General features: G+C 42.3%; 16 protein-coding genes and 1 pseudogene. 13 read left to right on the top strand and 4 right to left on the bottom strand.

Translation table 11 applies throughout. The features are described 5' to 3' along the window. Positions 1–213 precede the first annotated feature (213 nt). The 4 genes and pseudogenes from RIC07_RS13395 (at position 214) to RIC07_RS13380 (ending at position 1,598) form a co-directional block, all read left to right on the top strand. Positions 214–627: a hypothetical protein gene (locus RIC07_RS13395; protein ID WP_446394972.1), complete on the top strand. Its 414-nt coding sequence runs from the start codon at positions 214–216 to the stop codon at positions 625–627. 354 nt (positions 628–981) lie between these two features. Further along, positions 982–1,263, top strand: a pseudogene (locus RIC07_RS13390) (hemolysin); the annotation flags it as partial. Beyond that, on the top strand, positions 1,157–1,426 hold the full coding sequence (locus RIC07_RS13385; RefSeq protein ID WP_446394974.1) for a DUF4114 domain-containing protein: 270 nt from the start codon (positions 1,157–1,159) through the stop codon (positions 1,424–1,426). The pseudogene RIC07_RS13390 and the gene RIC07_RS13385, both read left to right, overlap by 107 nt. 34 nt (positions 1,427–1,460) lie before the next feature. Continuing rightward, positions 1,461–1,598 (top strand): hypothetical protein, encoded by a 138-nt coding sequence (locus tag RIC07_RS13380; protein WP_446394971.1) that lies wholly within the window; start codon positions 1,461–1,463, stop codon positions 1,596–1,598. Here the strand turns inward: RIC07_RS13380 and RIC07_RS13375 are convergent. Beyond that, positions 1,586–2,734, bottom strand: a complete 1,149-nt coding sequence (locus RIC07_RS13375; RefSeq protein WP_446394970.1) for an AAA-like domain-containing protein — start codon at positions 2,732–2,734, stop codon at positions 1,586–1,588. The two genes, RIC07_RS13380 and RIC07_RS13375, sit on opposite strands and share 13 nt — an antisense overlap. Positions 2,735–3,247: 513 nt before the next feature. Between RIC07_RS13375 and RIC07_RS13370 the strand changes: the two genes are divergently transcribed. The 9 genes from RIC07_RS13370 to RIC07_RS13330 all read left to right on the top strand — a co-directional run bounded on the left by RIC07_RS13370 (position 3,248) and on the right by RIC07_RS13330 (position 11,872). Beyond that, positions 3,248–3,376, top strand: a complete 129-nt coding sequence (locus RIC07_RS13370) for a microviridin/marinostatin family tricyclic proteinase inhibitor (RefSeq protein WP_446394969.1) — start codon at positions 3,248–3,250, stop codon at positions 3,374–3,376. A gap of 121 nt (positions 3,377–3,497) precedes the next feature. Beyond that, positions 3,498–3,626 carry a microviridin/marinostatin family tricyclic proteinase inhibitor gene (locus RIC07_RS13365; protein ID WP_446394968.1) on the top strand — a complete coding sequence of 43 codons (129 nt, stop codon included), beginning with the start codon at positions 3,498–3,500 and terminating at the stop codon, positions 3,624–3,626. 269 nt (positions 3,627–3,895) lie between these two features. Continuing rightward, the gene (locus tag RIC07_RS13360; RefSeq protein ID WP_446394967.1) at positions 3,896–4,879 is read left to right on the top strand and encodes an MvdC family ATP-grasp ribosomal peptide maturase; all 984 of its coding nucleotides are present in this window, start codon (positions 3,896–3,898) and stop codon (positions 4,877–4,879) included. A 77-nt stretch (positions 4,880–4,956) separates the two neighbouring features. Beyond that, the gene (locus RIC07_RS13355; RefSeq protein WP_446394966.1) at positions 4,957–5,937 is read left to right on the top strand and encodes an MvdD family ATP-grasp ribosomal peptide maturase; all 981 of its coding nucleotides are present in this window, start codon (positions 4,957–4,959) and stop codon (positions 5,935–5,937) included. A 25-nt stretch (positions 5,938–5,962) separates the two neighbouring features. Then, positions 5,963–8,005, top strand: a complete 2,043-nt coding sequence (locus RIC07_RS13350; protein ID WP_446394965.1) for a patatin-like phospholipase family protein — start codon at positions 5,963–5,965, stop codon at positions 8,003–8,005. Between the two features lie 48 nt (positions 8,006–8,053). Beyond that, the gene (locus tag RIC07_RS13345; protein WP_446394964.1) at positions 8,054–8,449 is read left to right on the top strand and encodes a hypothetical protein; all 396 of its coding nucleotides are present in this window, start codon (positions 8,054–8,056) and stop codon (positions 8,447–8,449) included. Positions 8,450–8,641: 192 nt separating this feature from the next. Beyond that, positions 8,642–10,732 carry an ABC transporter ATP-binding protein/permease gene (locus RIC07_RS13340; RefSeq protein WP_446394963.1) on the top strand — a complete coding sequence of 697 codons (2,091 nt, stop codon included), beginning with the start codon at positions 8,642–8,644 and terminating at the stop codon, positions 10,730–10,732. A 175-nt stretch (positions 10,733–10,907) separates the two neighbouring features. Further along, positions 10,908–11,441 carry a GNAT family N-acetyltransferase gene (locus RIC07_RS13335; protein WP_446394962.1) on the top strand — a complete coding sequence of 178 codons (534 nt, stop codon included), beginning with the start codon at positions 10,908–10,910 and terminating at the stop codon, positions 11,439–11,441. Continuing rightward, positions 11,441–11,872, top strand: coding sequence for a hypothetical protein (locus RIC07_RS13330; protein ID WP_446394961.1), 432 nt, complete (start codon positions 11,441–11,443; stop codon positions 11,870–11,872). The genes RIC07_RS13335 and RIC07_RS13330 overlap by 1 nt, the downstream gene beginning before the upstream one ends. 174 nt (positions 11,873–12,046) lie before the next feature. On the opposite strand, the gene RIC07_RS13325 is transcribed toward RIC07_RS13330, so the two are convergent. The 3 genes from RIC07_RS13325 to RIC07_RS13315 all read right to left on the bottom strand — a co-directional run bounded on the left by RIC07_RS13325 (position 12,047) and on the right by RIC07_RS13315 (position 15,747). Continuing rightward, positions 12,047–14,080, bottom strand: a complete 2,034-nt coding sequence (locus tag RIC07_RS13325; RefSeq protein ID WP_446394960.1) for an ABC transporter ATP-binding protein/permease — start codon at positions 14,078–14,080, stop codon at positions 12,047–12,049. A gap of 93 nt (positions 14,081–14,173) precedes the next feature. Further along, positions 14,174–14,911, bottom strand: coding sequence for an SDR family oxidoreductase (locus RIC07_RS13320; RefSeq protein ID WP_446394959.1), 738 nt, complete (start codon positions 14,909–14,911; stop codon positions 14,174–14,176). Positions 14,912–14,955: 44 nt separating this feature from the next. Continuing rightward, positions 14,956–15,747, bottom strand: coding sequence for a class I SAM-dependent methyltransferase (locus RIC07_RS13315; RefSeq protein WP_446394973.1), 792 nt, complete (start codon positions 15,745–15,747; stop codon positions 14,956–14,958). Positions 15,748–15,775 lie beyond the last annotated feature (28 nt).

Here is a 15,775-nt window from a genome sequence, read left to right as displayed (position 1 = left end):
CCCAAGGGACTCGATGAATGGTTAAGAACCGGAAAACTGCCGGAACATCAGGAATTATTACCGACGATGAATTAGGTAATCAGCTACGTCTCTACCAATTTTGTAGGGACGTTCCCTGGGAACCTCTCTACATGTATAATGTCGAAGGTCATCATGTATAATGACGAAGGTCATCGAATAATTTTCGTTGACATCAAACAAGGTGGGAGCATCATGACTCTTAAAATGAATGTCGCTGACTTAAGCTGGGTTCGTAGTAGACACTTTAGTGCCAGAATCGCTAAAGCGCTGACTACAAACATTTCCTTTAAACTTCTGGCAGCAACAATTAGTTTAACCCTACTGAGTTGGACGCTACCCGCGAAAGCGCAACCCTTATCGGAGCAACAACTTCCCTCCAGTATTGATCAACTCACCAACCCGTCACAACTGGGACAATTTCAACAACGCCTTCAGCGAGAACAGCCCCTTTTGTATTTATTTTTACAATTAGAATCGGCTCAAACTGAAAACTTGCAACAGAAAGCCGAACAAGAAATCCGACGAATGTTGCAACAGCCGCCATCGCTACAACAGCAGTTATTCCAACAACAAATACGAGAACCTTTGCAACTGGATGACTTGTAAGTTTTTTTGCAGCCATTCAAATTTATTCATGGGAGCAATTGAGTGTTACATGAAACACTCAATTGATTATTAATTTGTGTAATTAGTTTAAACCAATTCAACCACAGCGGTTAGGACACATTATTTATCTAGAGACCTTGAATGGAACGTCTCTATGGTGCCGAAAGTCCTAATCGATGTGTCTACTGTTATAAATATTCATTTGTCCCCGATAAAATTGACTAATCATGCTTTTTTGTTATATAAATTAAGTTGGACTGCAATTATATTGTCTATTTGAAGAGATAATTATAATGTTAGCAGTCAAGTCTACCGTTGTTGTAAAATCTCAACAAAATAAAGGATTGGTTAAGTTCTCTCACCGTCAAAGATAGTGAGTTTACGGAAAATACTGGAATCAATGGTGGGGCAATTAACACCGTATTAGGGGGATTGACTGTCGAAAATTCGACGTTTACCGAGAATGACTCCACTCCCGGCGGTTCATTTAGTCCCCATACAAAAGGCTATGGGGGAGCAATTTTCACCGATGGTGCTTCAGCTACAACTAATAGCAATACCCAGGGCAAAATTGAGATTCGCAATAGTCGGTTTGAAGGAAATACAGGAGCAGGACAAGGAGGCGGACCTTGGCTGGAATGATCCCATTGCCTATTTTTCCTATTTAGGTGCTAATCCTAATGGCAAAGATCATGTCAGTCTACTGGGTGAGAACAAGTTTGGTTTTGAAGATTGGTATGGTGGCGGTGATATGGATCATGATGATATCTCCTTTGAAGTTGATTTAACCGTTTCCTGAATGTTTTAACCCGATTGGGTTGTAGAGACGTAGCATGCTACATCTCTACTTGACGATCGCGCCAAATTCTGCCAATACCCGGACGTGGTTTCGCAGTAACCCCAACACGCGATCGCAGGGGATAGGTGAGGTGACAGGAATTGTCCCGACACTAAAAACTTATGCATATTGATGCAGTTGTTCATCCCAATGTAGGGAATGGAGTTGATCCACAGAAAGTCTTCGAGTGGAAATATGATAAAGAGCCATGCGAATTAAATAAGGATGTCCGCCAAAAAATTTCATTAGTGCAGTCACTTCTTTGCCAGAACTCCAGTTCAAACCGTGTCGTTTGGCTAAATCTTGCACCTGGAGTGGGGTAAACTCTGGCAGGTAAATTGGCAAACCGAAATTGAATGAAGCGTGCTTACTATCCCCAGGAACATCTTTTTGAGTCGAATAAACCAGCACCAGCCGTAGCTTTTGCCAAATTTCATCTCCTCGTGCTTCTTCATACCACGATCGCAACAGTGAAAAAAATTCCTGAGACAATGTAGGATAGTTGAATAGGCGATCGAGTTCATTGAGTACCAGCACGACTGGACTGTCGATCACCTGGAGCAGGTAATCCTTGAAGTAGAAGCTGCAACTTAATTTACAGCCAAGGCATTCATGCCAGTAACTCTCTAAGTCTGGATTAACTCCCAGTTGTTTGGCAACGTGTGAGCAAAATCCCCACAAAAAGCGATTGATGTCACTCAACCAGCTTGGACAAATCTGCTTGCAGTCTAAATAAACGATGGAGTAGTGCTGTGTTTGGGCGAAATCTAATAATCGCAGCATTAGGGAACTTTTCCCCATCTGTTTTGGGGCGCAAATCCGAATCGCACAACCGGGTTGCACGAGGGTTTGATACGCCAGTGTTTCCAGGGGAGGGCGTTCGATATACAATGGAGAGTTCAAGGAAACCGGACCATCAGGGTAGGGCAATTGGGGTGTGAGTGGGTTCTTTAGTTCAGGGTTTTGAGTGAACGCCTCCTCCCACCCCTCTCCTCGATGTTTGGCGTCTGGTTCACTGCAAGTTGTGTAATCCTCTGGGTGTAATTGCAGGTCAAAGGCGGCAAAACAAAGCTTGAGCGTTCTTTGATCAACAGCGGTATTGAGAGACCACAAGCGACTCAAGGTTTTTGTGGATAGGTTGATACGATCGCCGAGTTCCTCTAGAGTCAAGCGATTGCCGTTATTTTCGGCGATTTCTACCGCCTGTATCCCTGCCTGTAACCGCTTGAGTCCGACAGGCGTCAAAATCACTCCCCGTCGTCGTTTCATGTTGAATCATTCTATATGATTATCAGTTTCGAGCTGTCACACCTGAGTGAAATGTTCATTTTTATAACCTATTGTTCATAAATCCTAGGCAGAATAAACTGTCTTAACTGTCCTTGTTGTCTCGCCTATTATATATAGCACGTTTAGAGCATTTGTACAACGAAGGAAGATTATTTACGAATCCCTTGGTGGTTGTGAAACCTTTGTCTTGTCTAACTCTCAAGCGATGCTCTTGATTTTTTTTCTTCACTTTTTCTTCACTTGAGTTGTACGAATCAAATAGACACTTATATCAGCATTAGTTTCCATCTATGTCAATAGAATTAAATATTTTTTAACAGTCTGGGGTCAATAGATGAAAATTTCATTAAGCAGGGTACGAATTAAAAAGGATTTCCGCAAAAAACAGCCGAGTTGAAAATTCTGGTTAACTGTCCTAACTGTCCTTGACCCTTAATTCAATTAATGATTTACTATGAAATTGTTGACATAAATTTACCCCAGGAAAACAGTATGTCGAAAAACAAAGAACTGCAAGTCGTTCCTTTCTTCGCTCGCTTCTTAGAAGCCCAAGCCCCAGCACCGTCAGAGAAGGCTCCAGTGACTACACTGAAGTTTCCTTCGGATTGGGAAGATTACTAAGTCTCGCCATCTGGCTGGGATAATCAAGGGAGTAGCTGTAGAGACGCTCTTTTAAAGTGTTGGGTAAGCCAATAACCAAACACTACTCCCAACGCACCAAAAATACCTCAAGGAGAATAGTATGTCGAAAAACAAAGAACTGCAAGTTGTGCCTTTCTTCGCTCGCTTCTTAGAAGCCCAAGCCCCAGCACCGTCAGAGAAGGCTCCAGTGACTACACTGAAGTTTCCTTCGGATTGGGAAGAGTACTAAGTCTCGCTATCTGGCTGGGATAATCAAGGGAGTAGCTGTAGAGACGCTCTTTTAAAGTGTTGGGTGATCGAATTTAAAGCTACTCTAGGAAGCGCGATCGTTTCCGTCTATTAAAAGCTTAAATGGAAACGATCGCGCTTTCTCATATCACTGGTTATTTGTAAGGGGGTTGATCAATACTTGCAGAACCTAACCGATTCAATTTTGAACCCAAATAGACTGTCCATGTTCGGTCTCTACATCATCGAAAACCCTTAAACACCATTTTTATGTCTCTGTCGCCAGACGTTGTTTTATTAATCACTCATAGTGGGGATTTCTTCACCATAGATAGAGTCGCAAAAGCCCTGTCAAAAAAAGGGGCGCAACCCTTTCGCTTGGACACAGATAAGTTTCCTTTAGAGGTGCAACTCACAGCGCAGTTTGATCACAATAAACAGTATCACACAATCAACTATGGCAGACAATCTATCCAGACAGAGCAGGTAAAAGCGGTGTGGATGCGCCGGATTTGGGAGCCACAACTGGGTTCAGCATTAGCGCCAGAATATCAAAAAGCCTGCGTCAACGAATCCCTAGCCACATTGGATGGGTTTTGGGACAGTCTCCGAGATGCCCGTTGGGTGGATAATTTAGAACGGATTAATATTGCTAACAATAAACTGCGCCAACTAAGAGTCGCCTCGGAAGTGGGTTTTGTTATCCCCAAAACTCTAGTTACCAATAACGCCGAATCTGCACGGGAGTTTTTCCAACAGGTTCAGGGAAAAATGGTGAGTAAGTTACTCAAATCACTTTCCCGGAGTATGGAAGCCACGTCATTCTTTGTCTATACCAGCGTGGTGAAACCAGAAGACTTGGAAGATGCTGAGTCACTAAGCTATTGTCCCATGGTGTTTCAAGAGCAAATTCCCAAGCAGATGGAATTGCGGGTGGTCTATGTCAATGGTAATGTATTTGTCGGGGGATTAAAAGCGTCGGTATATGAAACAGCTACAGTAGATTGGCGTCGTCCTGGAGTTGAGGCTGGTGCATGGGAACATCATCAGCTTCCGGAAGCATTAGTGCGTCGGCTCCAAGCCTTTATGGGTAAATTTGGGCTTTTCTTTGGCGCCTTAGACTTCATCCTTACTCCATCCGGAGAGTATGTCTTTTTGGAAGTTAATCCTATCGGCGAATGGGGAATGCTGGAGCGAGATTTAGACTTGCCAATTTCCAGCGCGATCGCAGACACCCTAATTTCCACACCCTAATTTCCATGTTCCAGACGTAGCCTGCTACGTCTGGAACAACCCCTGACCAATGACCAATGACCAATGACGAATAACCAATGACAGTATTAATTATTACCTACAGTAACGATAACGAAAGTATTCCTCTCGTCATGGAGGCAATCGCTGATAAAGGTGGAAAAGCGTTTCGATTTGACACAGACAGATTTCCCACAGAAGTTCAACTCGATATTTACTCCGGCGATTCTGAGCGAGTCATTATTACCGATGGGGAAAAAACCCTCGATTTAAGTGAAGTATCCTCAGTTTGGTATCGACGAATTAGACATGGACTCAAAATTCCCGAAACCATGGATCAGCAATTTAGAGACGCTTCACTGCGGGAAACTCGCTGCACGGCTCAAGGAATGATTGCCAGTATCCAAGGATTTAAACTTGACAGCCTACCCAATGTTGAACTCGCTAAAAATAAACAACTTCAGTTACAAGTTGCCCGGGAAGTTGGATTAAATACTCCACGCACCCTCACCACAAATAATTCAGCCGCTGTTAAACAATTTGCCCAAGAGTGTAAAGGGCAAGGAATAATTACCAAAATGCTATCTCAATTCGCCATTTACGGTGAGCAGGGGGAAGAGCAAGTTGTTTTCACCAATCCAGTTACCGATGAGGATCTAGAGCATCTGGAAGGACTGCGTTTTTGTCCGATGACGTTTCAGGAAAACGTACCAAAGGCGCAGGAATTGCGGGTAACGATTGTAGGAAACCGGGTATTTACAGCAGCAATCGACTCCCAACGTTTGCAGGGAGCTACTCACGATTGGCGCAAAGAAGGTAGAGCTTTAGCCAAAGATTGGCAGGCTTACACCTTACCCGAAGATGTCGAGAAAAAACTGCTCCAACTCATGGCGTATTTTGGCTTAAACTATGGAGCAATTGATATTATTGTCACTCCCGATAATCGGTATGTATTCCTGGAAGTCAACCCGGTTGGGGAGTTTTTCTGGATGGAGATTTTTCCACCAAAGTTTTCCATTTCCCAAGCTATTGCAGAGGTTCTGCTCACGACTAAAAAATGAGTGGTTTCCGGTTCGATCGGGAGATTTGATAGAGCAACCTGGAGATGAAACTGGTGTGATCAATACAGACGATACTCAATTTGTGCTGACATTTGATAGCCAGGATGATTATATCAATTTTGGCAGGACTGATCTGGGTGGTGTTTTGGCTCAGGGGAGTGCAGCCTTGACGATTTCTGGATGGGTAAAGCCTGAACAACTCACCAATAAAGCCACCAGTTATGGGACGCGCAATGTTTTTTTCGCCCGTGCGTCCAATCGATACAGCGATAATTTTGAGTTGGGGATTAGTGAAGATGGAAATCTAGATGTATACATTGATGAAACGGTTAACCAGGTTGTCCAAACTTTTGGCAATGGAGAATTAACTATTGGACAATGGCACTTCTTTGCCTTGGTTTTTAATCAAGGGGAGTTAAGGATTTATCTGGATGACCATGACTATAAGGGAACCTTAACAGGGTCAACTTTAAACAACGCATCGAGTTCGGTGACTCTAGGGGCAACATTACACGATCGCATCTATTTTACCGGACAATTGGCGAATATTAGCGTCTGGAATTGCGCTTGTTCTCCGGTGGAAATTCAGAGACATCGTGTTCAGCCTCTAGTCGGGAATGAACCTGGATTAGTCGCCTATTGGCGATTAAATGAAGGACAAGGAAAAACCGTTAAAGACCAAACCGGAAATGGCTATCAGGGCAAATTCCATGGTAATCCTCGTTGGGATGTATGCCAAAGTCCTTATCTACTTACTCACTTATCGAATCCGGATTTATTACCCGAAACTAAGATAACATTAGGGAATCAGCAGCCTCAAGGGTCGGAAACAACAGAGACAAGGAAAGATAGGGATAACCTTGCCACTATGGAAACACCTTTACCCCCCCAACCTCAATCAGAGGAAACTGAAAGTGAGCCAACCAATCAAACTGACATTTCCGTCACCAATCAACAGCCGGAACCCACTCAAAATTTAACCCAGGAGGAATCGCAAACAACAATGAATACGACAGCAAATTTTAAGTATAAAATACTAGCAATTGATGGCGGCGGAATTCGCGGCATTATTCCCGCCATCCTCCTCGCCGAAATAGAAAAGCGCACCCAAAAGCCGATTTTTAGTTTATTCGATTTAATTTCTGGCACATCAACTGGCGGAATTCTGGCACTCGGACTGACTAAACCGCGATTAGATGCACAAGCATCAGATAGTACACCGATGGCGAAATACAGTGCCGAAGAACTCATTCAAATGTATGTTGAGTATGGCGCAGAAATTTTTTATGAGCCATTCTTTGAAAAAATCCTGGGTCCAATCGAGGATTTACTTGCCCAACCCAAATATGCCTCTGATGGACGCGAGGAAATTGTCAGACAATATTTAGGCAACACGCCATTGGATCAGTGCCTGAAAGAGATTTTTGTCACCAGCTATGATCTCGAACAACGAATTCCCATCTTTTTTACCAGCAAACTAGCAAAAGAAGAGACAGAATCAAGAAAATTCCGCAAATTGTGCCTCGGGTTTAACCTCACCGATGCAGCGATGGCAACCAGCGCCGCGCCCACCTATTTTGCGCCCTATCACGTTGCCACAACCCATAATCCCAATGGCTTTTATACCTTAGTCGATGGTGGCGTGATTGCCAATAATCCAGCCCAGTTAGCCATTATGGAAGCGAAGATGAGTTGGCAAAAAAGACAAGAAATTCTCCATACTGATGAGATATTGCTGGTTTCCTTAGGTACAGGTTCTTTAACCAGTATTTATCCCTATGACGAGGCGAAAAACTGGGGACTGTTGCAATGGGCAAGACCCCTGTTAAACATTTTATTGGATGGGGGTAGTGAAGTCGTCGCCGGACAATTAGAACGGTCGATGAAATCATCTAGCCAAGATGGAAAACGATGTTATTATCGGTTTCAGACATTCTTAACCAGTGAATTGGAAGCGATGGACAATACCCAATCCGAAAATATTCGTCAGCTCAAAGCCTTAGCCCAGCGAGTCGTTATCGAAAAAAGTCAAGAAATTGATGAATTGTGTAATCTTTTGGTAAGCTGAATATAATTCGTGTTTTGACCAATACTTTAAGGATTTAAAGGAACTCAAATGGATGAAATCGTTAAAAAACTTGCAGGTTTAGGACTTCCTGGCACACTTCTGGTAATTGCCATAACGCTCGCCGGCGGAAATTCTGCCGCTGTGATCCCATTACTCGCGGTATTGGGAGGTCCTCTAGGGATTGTCGGCGGTTTAGGGGTGCTAGGATTGAGTACCATTGTGGGAGACGCGATCGCGGGATATGGAATTGAAGCGATTCTCAAGGGGATTTATACAGAACGTAGCAAAAGCGAATCTGTGAGATTTCTGCTCAAAGAAATTAAAGATTTACCCCTTTCCGAGGAACTCAAACTCAAACTTAAACACCATCTAAGTTCCGGAAATAGTACCAATTCCCAAGAGGTACAACCGCCAAGAACCGTTGAAATTGTGGATGAAGACTAATTGCCTGGTAACACTCAGTTCAGTGAGCGTCTCGGTTAAATGGCACGGTGGTGTAAGTGATTGACTCAAAACAGCAGCACTTCGCGATCGTGCCAAATTGTGCTGAGTATAACGTGGCGTAGGGGTACCCTCCTTGCGCCCCTGACAATGTAGCGCTCTTTTCCTCAGCAGTGAAACCCATTGTTTTCGACTATGCAAGCTCAAGTGTTTCGTGACAAAACCGTAACCAATCCGATTTTGCCGTTCACCAAATTTTGGCAGTCGCTCAAAGTCGTCGCTCAACCCTATTGGTATCCCACAGAACCGGGAGCAAGAGCCTTTTCCGAAGTGATTCGCGCTTGGGGAATGCTGGCGCTTTTGATCCTATTAATCGTCTCTCTGGTCAGTGTCAATGCTCTCGGCAGCTTCTGGAATCGCTATGTCCTGGATATTATCATTGAAGAGAGGGATCTATCTAAATATATTAGTACCTTATGGCTTTCTACTCTGTTGATTGTCGTGGTTACGCTATTAGTCGGCTTTTCGCAATATGTCAGAAAAAGAGTAGCTCTGGATTGGTACAAATGGCTCAATAATCATATCTTGCAAAAGTATTTTAGCCATCGCGCTTATTATAAAATCAATTTTCGCTCTGATCTGGACAACCCCGATCAACGTCTATCCCAAGAAATCGAACCCATTACCAGTAGCGCTCTGAGATTTTCAGCGACATTTCTGGAAAAAACCCTGGAAATGGCAGCATTTATCGCTATTCTCTGGACAATATCGGAAACAATCGCAATTTATCTAGTTGTTTATACGATTATCGGTAACTTAATTGCCGTTTATTTGACCCAAGAACTCAATAAAATTAATCAAGAGCAACTTCAATGTAAAGCCGACTACGCCTATTGCCTAACTCATGTTCGGAATCACGCGGAATCCATCGCTTTTTTTCAGGGAGAAAATCAAGAATTAAACATCATTGAGCGACGATTTAGTAATTTCATTAACGTAGCGGAACGCCGACTGAATTGGGAGAGGGGTCAGGATATATTTAACCGAGGCTATCAGTCGGCTATTTCTCTGTTTTCCATGTTCATCCTCACCCCTTTATTTATTACCGATCAAATTGACTATGGAGAAATCAGCCAAGCGAGTTTATGTAGTTTACTATTTTCTCAGGCTCTCGGACAATTAATCGGTGAATTTGGCTCGTCAGGACAATTTTCCAGTTACGTTGATCGTTTAGCCGAGTTTTCGGATAGGTTAACCGCCGTTATCCAGGAACCGAAACAAGTTAGTAGAATAAATACGATAGAAGAAGACCGCATCGCTTTCGATAATGTTACCTTAAAAACACCGGATTACCAGCAAACGATTGTCACCAACTTATCACTATCAGTCCAACCCGGAGAAGGGTTATTAATTGTTGGTCCAAGTGGGAGAGGTAAAAGTTCTCTATTACGTGCTATTGCGGGTTTATGGAATGCAGGAACAGGGTGTCTCGTGCGCCCCCCGCTCAATGATATGTTGTTTTTGCCCCAACGTCCTTATATAATATTGGGAACATTGCGGGAACAGTTACTCTATCCTCGGACGAATCGTCAAATGAGCGATCGCGAACTTGAAGAAGTTTTGCAACAGGTTAACCTGCACCATTTGTTGACTCGTGTGGAGGGTTTTGATACAGAAGCCCCTTGGGAAAATCTATTATCCGTGGGAGAACAACAACGCCTTGCTTTCGCCCGACTATTAGTGAATCGTCCCAGCTTCACAATACTCGATGAGGCAACCAGTGCGTTGGATTTGAATAATGAAAGAAATTTATATCAACAGTTACAACAATCCCACTCAACATTTATCAGTGTTGGACATCGAGAAAGTCTGTTCAGTTACCATCAATGGGTGCTAGAACTGGCACAAGAATCTAGTTGGCAACTGGTGTCTATGGCGGATTATCGACAGCGAAAAGCGATTAGGGCGAATCTCCCGGAAACAGAGCAAATTATCGAAGATTCCCCTAACGCAGAGGATTCTCCTAACCTAAATGATGCCCCTAACCCAGAGGATTCTCCTAACCTAAATGATGCCTCGGGAAACAACGTCCCAAGCCAGCCAGAAGCATCACCCAACCTAGACACAACCGAGAGGCTTTCTCATAGTGAAATGAAAGCATTAACCAACTATTCCATTAGCACAATCAGAAGCAAGGCAAGCCGCGGCAAGTCGCTGAGGGCGAAAAATGGCGTTACCTACCGCTATAACAAAGACCCGAAGGTATTGAAATGGGTCAGAGTTTAGCGGTTAATTACAGGTTATCATTAAGCATTTTAATGTAGATCAATCTTTTCTGTGTAATCAGTGTGTGCATAAGCTCTCACCTCCCTACCCCCATCTGGACAATAAATCCGTGAAATCAGTGTTTTGACAAATAACGCTCCCCACCGTCAGCTTTAGTTGTCCCCACCTACTTAATATGGCAAATATTGTTACCGCCCGATTGGAGTTGATCCCCTTTACCCTGGAAATCGTAAAAGCCACAATGATTGGACAGGTTGAATTAGCCGCTATTGCGCCATTTAAAATTTTACCGGACTGGTTTGAACCCGAGTTGAGTGAAATTTTGCCAGCACTTGCAGATATACTAGAAAAAAATCCCTCACTCACGGAATGGTTCCGCCTAATTATTCATAAAGCTGATAATACCCTGATTGGTAACACGTTCCTGAAAATGATCCCAGATGCCACAGGTTCACCCACAGGTTCACTGGAATTCGGCTATCGGATTGTGCCATCCTATCGACGGCAAGGATATGCTTCAGAAGCAGCGCCAGCAATGGTAAATTGGGCATTTTGTCAACCGGGTGTGCAAAGAGTCACGGCGGGATGTGATGCCGATAATATAGCCTCAAAGCGGGTGCTAGAAAAAATCGGTATGCAGATAATGGAAACACGCGCACAAGGTCAGGTATTAATCTGGCAATTACACAAACAAGACTTGCTCCAATAATGTTAGAGGTAGATATGAACGACACTGATATTGCTGATTTAGAAATAGAAAAATTACTCGTGGGAAAATGGCGTTTTAATACATCATGGGAAAAACTGTCCATTGAATTTAAAAATGATATGACTTATGAGCAAACTCGGATTCAAACCTTATTCTTATCTAAGCCTTTAGAATTTATAACGGGCAATCAATTTACGGGTGTATGGCACGTAAGGGAAGGACGATTGTTCTTAAACGTTAAAACTCTTCCACAATCTATTTTTAACTTCAAGGTTCCGCTAGTTGTTAAAATTTCTGCAGCAGATTTTGTGGGAAAGATTACTTCTGTGTTTGTATCAGAAACTTATGAAATTATTAAACTTAGCAAGTCTAAATGTATTATCAAAGAATTAGACAAAGAAGAAACAATTACGGGGCTCAAAATACAATAAATAAGCGATAGTGGTGAAAGTAAATCCACAGAGTTTATCAGGGCTACTTAGTTCGTGGCTTTACTATCATTAATAAAGTCAACCCCCTGTCAGGTGATAAAAGATGTCGGACAAGGAGACGGACTTTTTTTAATACGCCTGTTTAACCTGAGGTGCAATCTCTGAGCATACGTCCTACTTTTCCTCTGTATGCCTAAACCATTTAAAGATGCCATTATTTTTATTGTAGCGGTAAGTGAATCCATCATTAGCCATAATAGTTTTTCCTTTGCTGGCTTTATTTCTGATCGTACTCAGTGCATAATTTGTTAATTTCCGCATTTCTCTATGAGACAGTCCGAAATCTGTCTCCGTCTCTACCGATGTTTCAGATTGAACAGAATCATCCTGATTCAGAACATCCTCTGGTTCAACTTCAGAGCTTGAAACAGAATTAACCGCCGTGTCTGCTGATAACTCATAATCGTTAATGTCAACCAAGCGCCAACGAGAATCATCTAAAAGTTCCAGAACTTTTTCATGATAATTAAATAAACTTTGTCGATGTCCAACACTAATAAACGTTGTTTGTCGTTCTTGTAGCTGGTGATATAAAGTCTCTTCATTGTGCAAATCTAAGGCACTTGTTGCTTCATCTAATATAGTAAAACTGGGATTATTAACGAGCAGTCTGGCAAATGCAAGACGCTGCTGTTCTCCTAAGGATAAGATATTTTCCCAAGGAAGTTCTATGTCAAAACTACCGACTCGATTTAGCACATTTTGGAGGTTAACTTGTTGTAAAACTTCTTCAAGTTCTGCGTCAGTCATCTGATGCTCTGTACTCGGATAGAGTAATTGTTCCCGTAACGTTCCTAAGATGATATAAGGACGTTGGGGTAAAAATAAAACGTCTTCTAAAGAAGGTCGCATTAGACGACCCGTTCCCGTATTCCATAAACCCGCGATCGCTCTCAATAAAGAACTTTTACCTCGACCACTTGGACCAACAATTAACAGTCCCTCTCCAGGTTGAACCGCCAGTGATAAGTTTTCCACAATCACCTGCTCAGAGTTAGGGGTTTGTAACGTCATATTTTCAAACGCTAGTCGGTTTTCTTCTATGGTTTGAATGCTACTCACCTTTTCGGATTTTTGATTCACTTCTTCTAAGGCATTTGCAAACTCAGATAAACGTTCAACATAACTAGAAAATCGCCCAGAAGTACCAAATTCAGCGATTACGGTTCCTAGTGCAGTAGCGAACATATTACAAGCTAGTGCAGCTTGCCCCAGTTGTCCAAAATCAATTTCACCTTCGATATATAAAGGTGCTAGCACTAAAAAAGGAAAGATTTGAATAACAGATTGATATCCTCTGCTGAAAAAATCCTGACTTCTCTCCCAATTTATCTTGCGTTCAATTATGTTGGCAAGACTTTTAAATCGACGTTTAATTATATTGGATTCCTGTTTTTCTCCCCGAAAAAAAGCGATTGATTCAGCATGATTGCGAACATGAACCAGACAATAGCTATAGTCAGCTTTCGATTCAATCTCTTCTTGATTGATCTTGGTTAATTCTTGATTTAAGTAAGCCGCAATGAAATTGCCTATGATGGTATAAATTAGCATTATAATAGCAATTTGCTGGGAAATTACCCAAATAATGACTAAGAAAGTACCCATTTCCAATATTTTTTCTAGGAAAGTCGCTGAAAACCTGAGAGCGCTAGTGGTAATCGGTTCAATTTCTTTGGCTATACGTTGATCGGGATTATCAACATCGGAGCGGAAGTTGATTTTATAATAAGCACGATTACTCAAGTATTTATCTAAGACTTGAGTATTCATCCATTCATACCAATCAAGGGCAATTTGTTTTCTCACAAATTTAGAGATTCCTATTAACAAGGTTACTAGGGTAAGCCCTGCGATATTGAGTAATAAATTATTCGTAAAAGCAGAATAATCTTTATCTTCAAGTAGACTATCGACCAAATAGCGACCGACAAAACTATTAAAAGCACTTGCAGTTACGAGGGAAATTATTAATCCCACCAATAGAATTAGCATTCCCCATGAACGAATCACTTCTGAGAATGCTCTTTCGTTTGATTGGGTTGGATACCAATACGGCTCGGCAATTTTTTTTACATCTTCCCAAAATCGAGCAAAGTCAGAAAAAATATTGGTTTGGGATTGAGTTTGAGCACTTTGCTGGAACATAATATATTATGAAAATAAAAAGTCTTTCGATTAGGTAGGGGTTTGGTTACTAAACCCCTACCTGTTTGGGTTCCCCACAGTCCGTGGGTAACTTTACACCATGGTGACACCGCCATCCACAGGCAAAACAACCCCTGTAATATAAGGATTCGTGATCAAACTTAGCACGGCTTGTGCCTGTTCTTCGGGTTGCCCAAGATGCTTCACCGGTAAGGCAGCGATCGCCCACTTGGTTAAGTCAGAGCGCTCAGATTCGCTTTGAGAACTCCAGATACTTGTATCCTCTACCAATCCAGGGGCAATCACGTTGACTCGAATCGGTGAAATTTCTAACGCCAACGAGCGCCCAAACACAGCAACTGCACCATTTGCGGCTGCGATCGCGGAAATCCCCCCCATTTTTGAAGATTTGTATATGGAGACACTAGATGTTAGTGTAATCGAGCCGTCAGTGGCTATAGTTTTTAGTGATGCACGTACAGCAAAGAACGTCCCCCAGAATTTATTCATCGCACCTTGAGCCGTTTCTGTCGTCATTTCGGCTAAGAGCGATCGCGGCATATTTCTGTCTCCCATAGAGGTGACAATTAAATGATCGAAGTTGCCGATTTGCTCAAAGAAAGCATTGACCGAATCCTGATTCCAAATGTCAACTGTTTTCGCCTCAATTTCTCCAGAAATGGACTCCATGGCTTGATCCAATTTGTCCTGTGAGTTGTGTGAAAGCACCACCGATGCTCCCACTTCTGTTAGTTTTTTGGCAATGGCTAGGTCAAGTCCTGAGTTTATGCCAATAATGACTACTTTCTTCCCTGTTAGTGACTGAAACATTGTTTAAAATTTGACTTGTTAGGGGTTGACTTTTGATTCTCAATTTAAACTGGATTGGCTGACTTATTCGCCGAAACCAACACATAAGTTATCGCGGCAGAATCGACTCCTAGCAAATTATCTATGGCATTGACATTAAATTTACACGTTTCCTCATCTATTTCTCCTGCCTGAAATTGTGATTCCATCCAAGATTTTAGATGTCGGAAGTGTGTTTTCCAGCATTCCTCTGTAGCCTCCACCAATTTTACCTGATCGAATCCTGCTTTTTGGTAAAGATTCTGATAGGCTTCAATATCTTTGACCGTATTTTCAGTAATGACCAAATTACCAAAATATTCCGTCGTTGCACTGATAATATCTGCCAGGACGAGATTACCTCCAGGCTTCAACACACGCCCAGCTTCTTTGAGGAATTTTTCCCGGGTATTAAAGTATAAGGCAGCTTCAACACAGATGATCTGATCAAATTGATTCTCCTCAAACTTCATCTGAACCGCATCCATTTCCATGAAGTTGCAGTTTGGTGCATTGACTCGACATCTTTCAAGTTGTTGGCTGGAAATATTGATGCCTACTACATCAGCAGGGGAGTAGTATTTCAGTAAATAATTGGTCGTCGCGCCTAACCCGCAGCCCACATCCAAGATTTTTCCTGTTTTCTCTGGAATAAATTCTAACAGTTTTTCCGTTAGATTAAAACAGGCTTCCTCTTGATTCTGAGTCTCTGGCAACCAATAGCCGACATTGAAAAACTCATGTTCACCATATATTTTTCTGGTCTCATGATTGAGAATTAACTGATCAAATTGTGTGATGAATTCGGTTTTATCCATTTTTATCATCAATAATTCGTAGAGACGG

Source organism: Coleofasciculus sp. E1-EBD-02 (genome assembly GCF_040218245.1).
Classification (GTDB): Bacteria; Cyanobacteriota; Cyanobacteriia; order Cyanobacteriales; family Coleofasciculaceae; genus Coleofasciculus.
This window is presented reverse-complemented; position numbering and strand designations above follow the sequence as displayed.

What these genes read in the sequence shown, in the direction of transcription:
- RIC07_RS13395 (WP_446394972.1), top strand. Translation starts at nt 214, where the DNA reads ATGACTCTTAAAATGAATGTCGCTGACTTAAGCTGGGTTCGTAGTAGA.
- RIC07_RS13385 (WP_446394974.1), top strand. Translation starts at nt 1,157, where the DNA reads ATGGTGCTTCAGCTACAACTAATAGCAATACCCAGGGCAAAATTGAGA.
- RIC07_RS13380 (WP_446394971.1), top strand. Translation starts at nt 1,461, where the DNA reads ATGCTACATCTCTACTTGACGATCGCGCCAAATTCTGCCAATACCCGG.
- RIC07_RS13375 (WP_446394970.1), bottom strand. Translation starts at nt 2,734, where the DNA reads ATGAAACGACGACGGGGAGTGATTTTGACGCCTGTCGGACTCAAGCGG.
- RIC07_RS13370 (WP_446394969.1), top strand. Translation starts at nt 3,248, where the DNA reads ATGTCGAAAAACAAAGAACTGCAAGTCGTTCCTTTCTTCGCTCGCTTC.
- RIC07_RS13365 (WP_446394968.1), top strand. Translation starts at nt 3,498, where the DNA reads ATGTCGAAAAACAAAGAACTGCAAGTTGTGCCTTTCTTCGCTCGCTTC.
- RIC07_RS13360 (WP_446394967.1), top strand. Translation starts at nt 3,896, where the DNA reads ATGTCTCTGTCGCCAGACGTTGTTTTATTAATCACTCATAGTGGGGAT.
- RIC07_RS13355 (WP_446394966.1), top strand. Translation starts at nt 4,957, where the DNA reads ATGACAGTATTAATTATTACCTACAGTAACGATAACGAAAGTATTCCT.
- RIC07_RS13345 (WP_446394964.1), top strand. Translation starts at nt 8,054, where the DNA reads ATGGATGAAATCGTTAAAAAACTTGCAGGTTTAGGACTTCCTGGCACA.
- RIC07_RS13340 (WP_446394963.1), top strand. Translation starts at nt 8,642, where the DNA reads ATGCAAGCTCAAGTGTTTCGTGACAAAACCGTAACCAATCCGATTTTG.
- RIC07_RS13335 (WP_446394962.1), top strand. Translation starts at nt 10,908, where the DNA reads ATGGCAAATATTGTTACCGCCCGATTGGAGTTGATCCCCTTTACCCTG.
- RIC07_RS13330 (WP_446394961.1), top strand. Translation starts at nt 11,441, where the DNA reads ATGTTAGAGGTAGATATGAACGACACTGATATTGCTGATTTAGAAATA.
- RIC07_RS13325 (WP_446394960.1), bottom strand. Translation starts at nt 14,080, where the DNA reads ATGTTCCAGCAAAGTGCTCAAACTCAATCCCAAACCAATATTTTTTCT.
- RIC07_RS13320 (WP_446394959.1), bottom strand. Translation starts at nt 14,911, where the DNA reads ATGTTTCAGTCACTAACAGGGAAGAAAGTAGTCATTATTGGCATAAAC.
- RIC07_RS13315 (WP_446394973.1), bottom strand. Translation starts at nt 15,747, where the DNA reads ATGGATAAAACCGAATTCATCACACAATTTGATCAGTTAATTCTCAAT.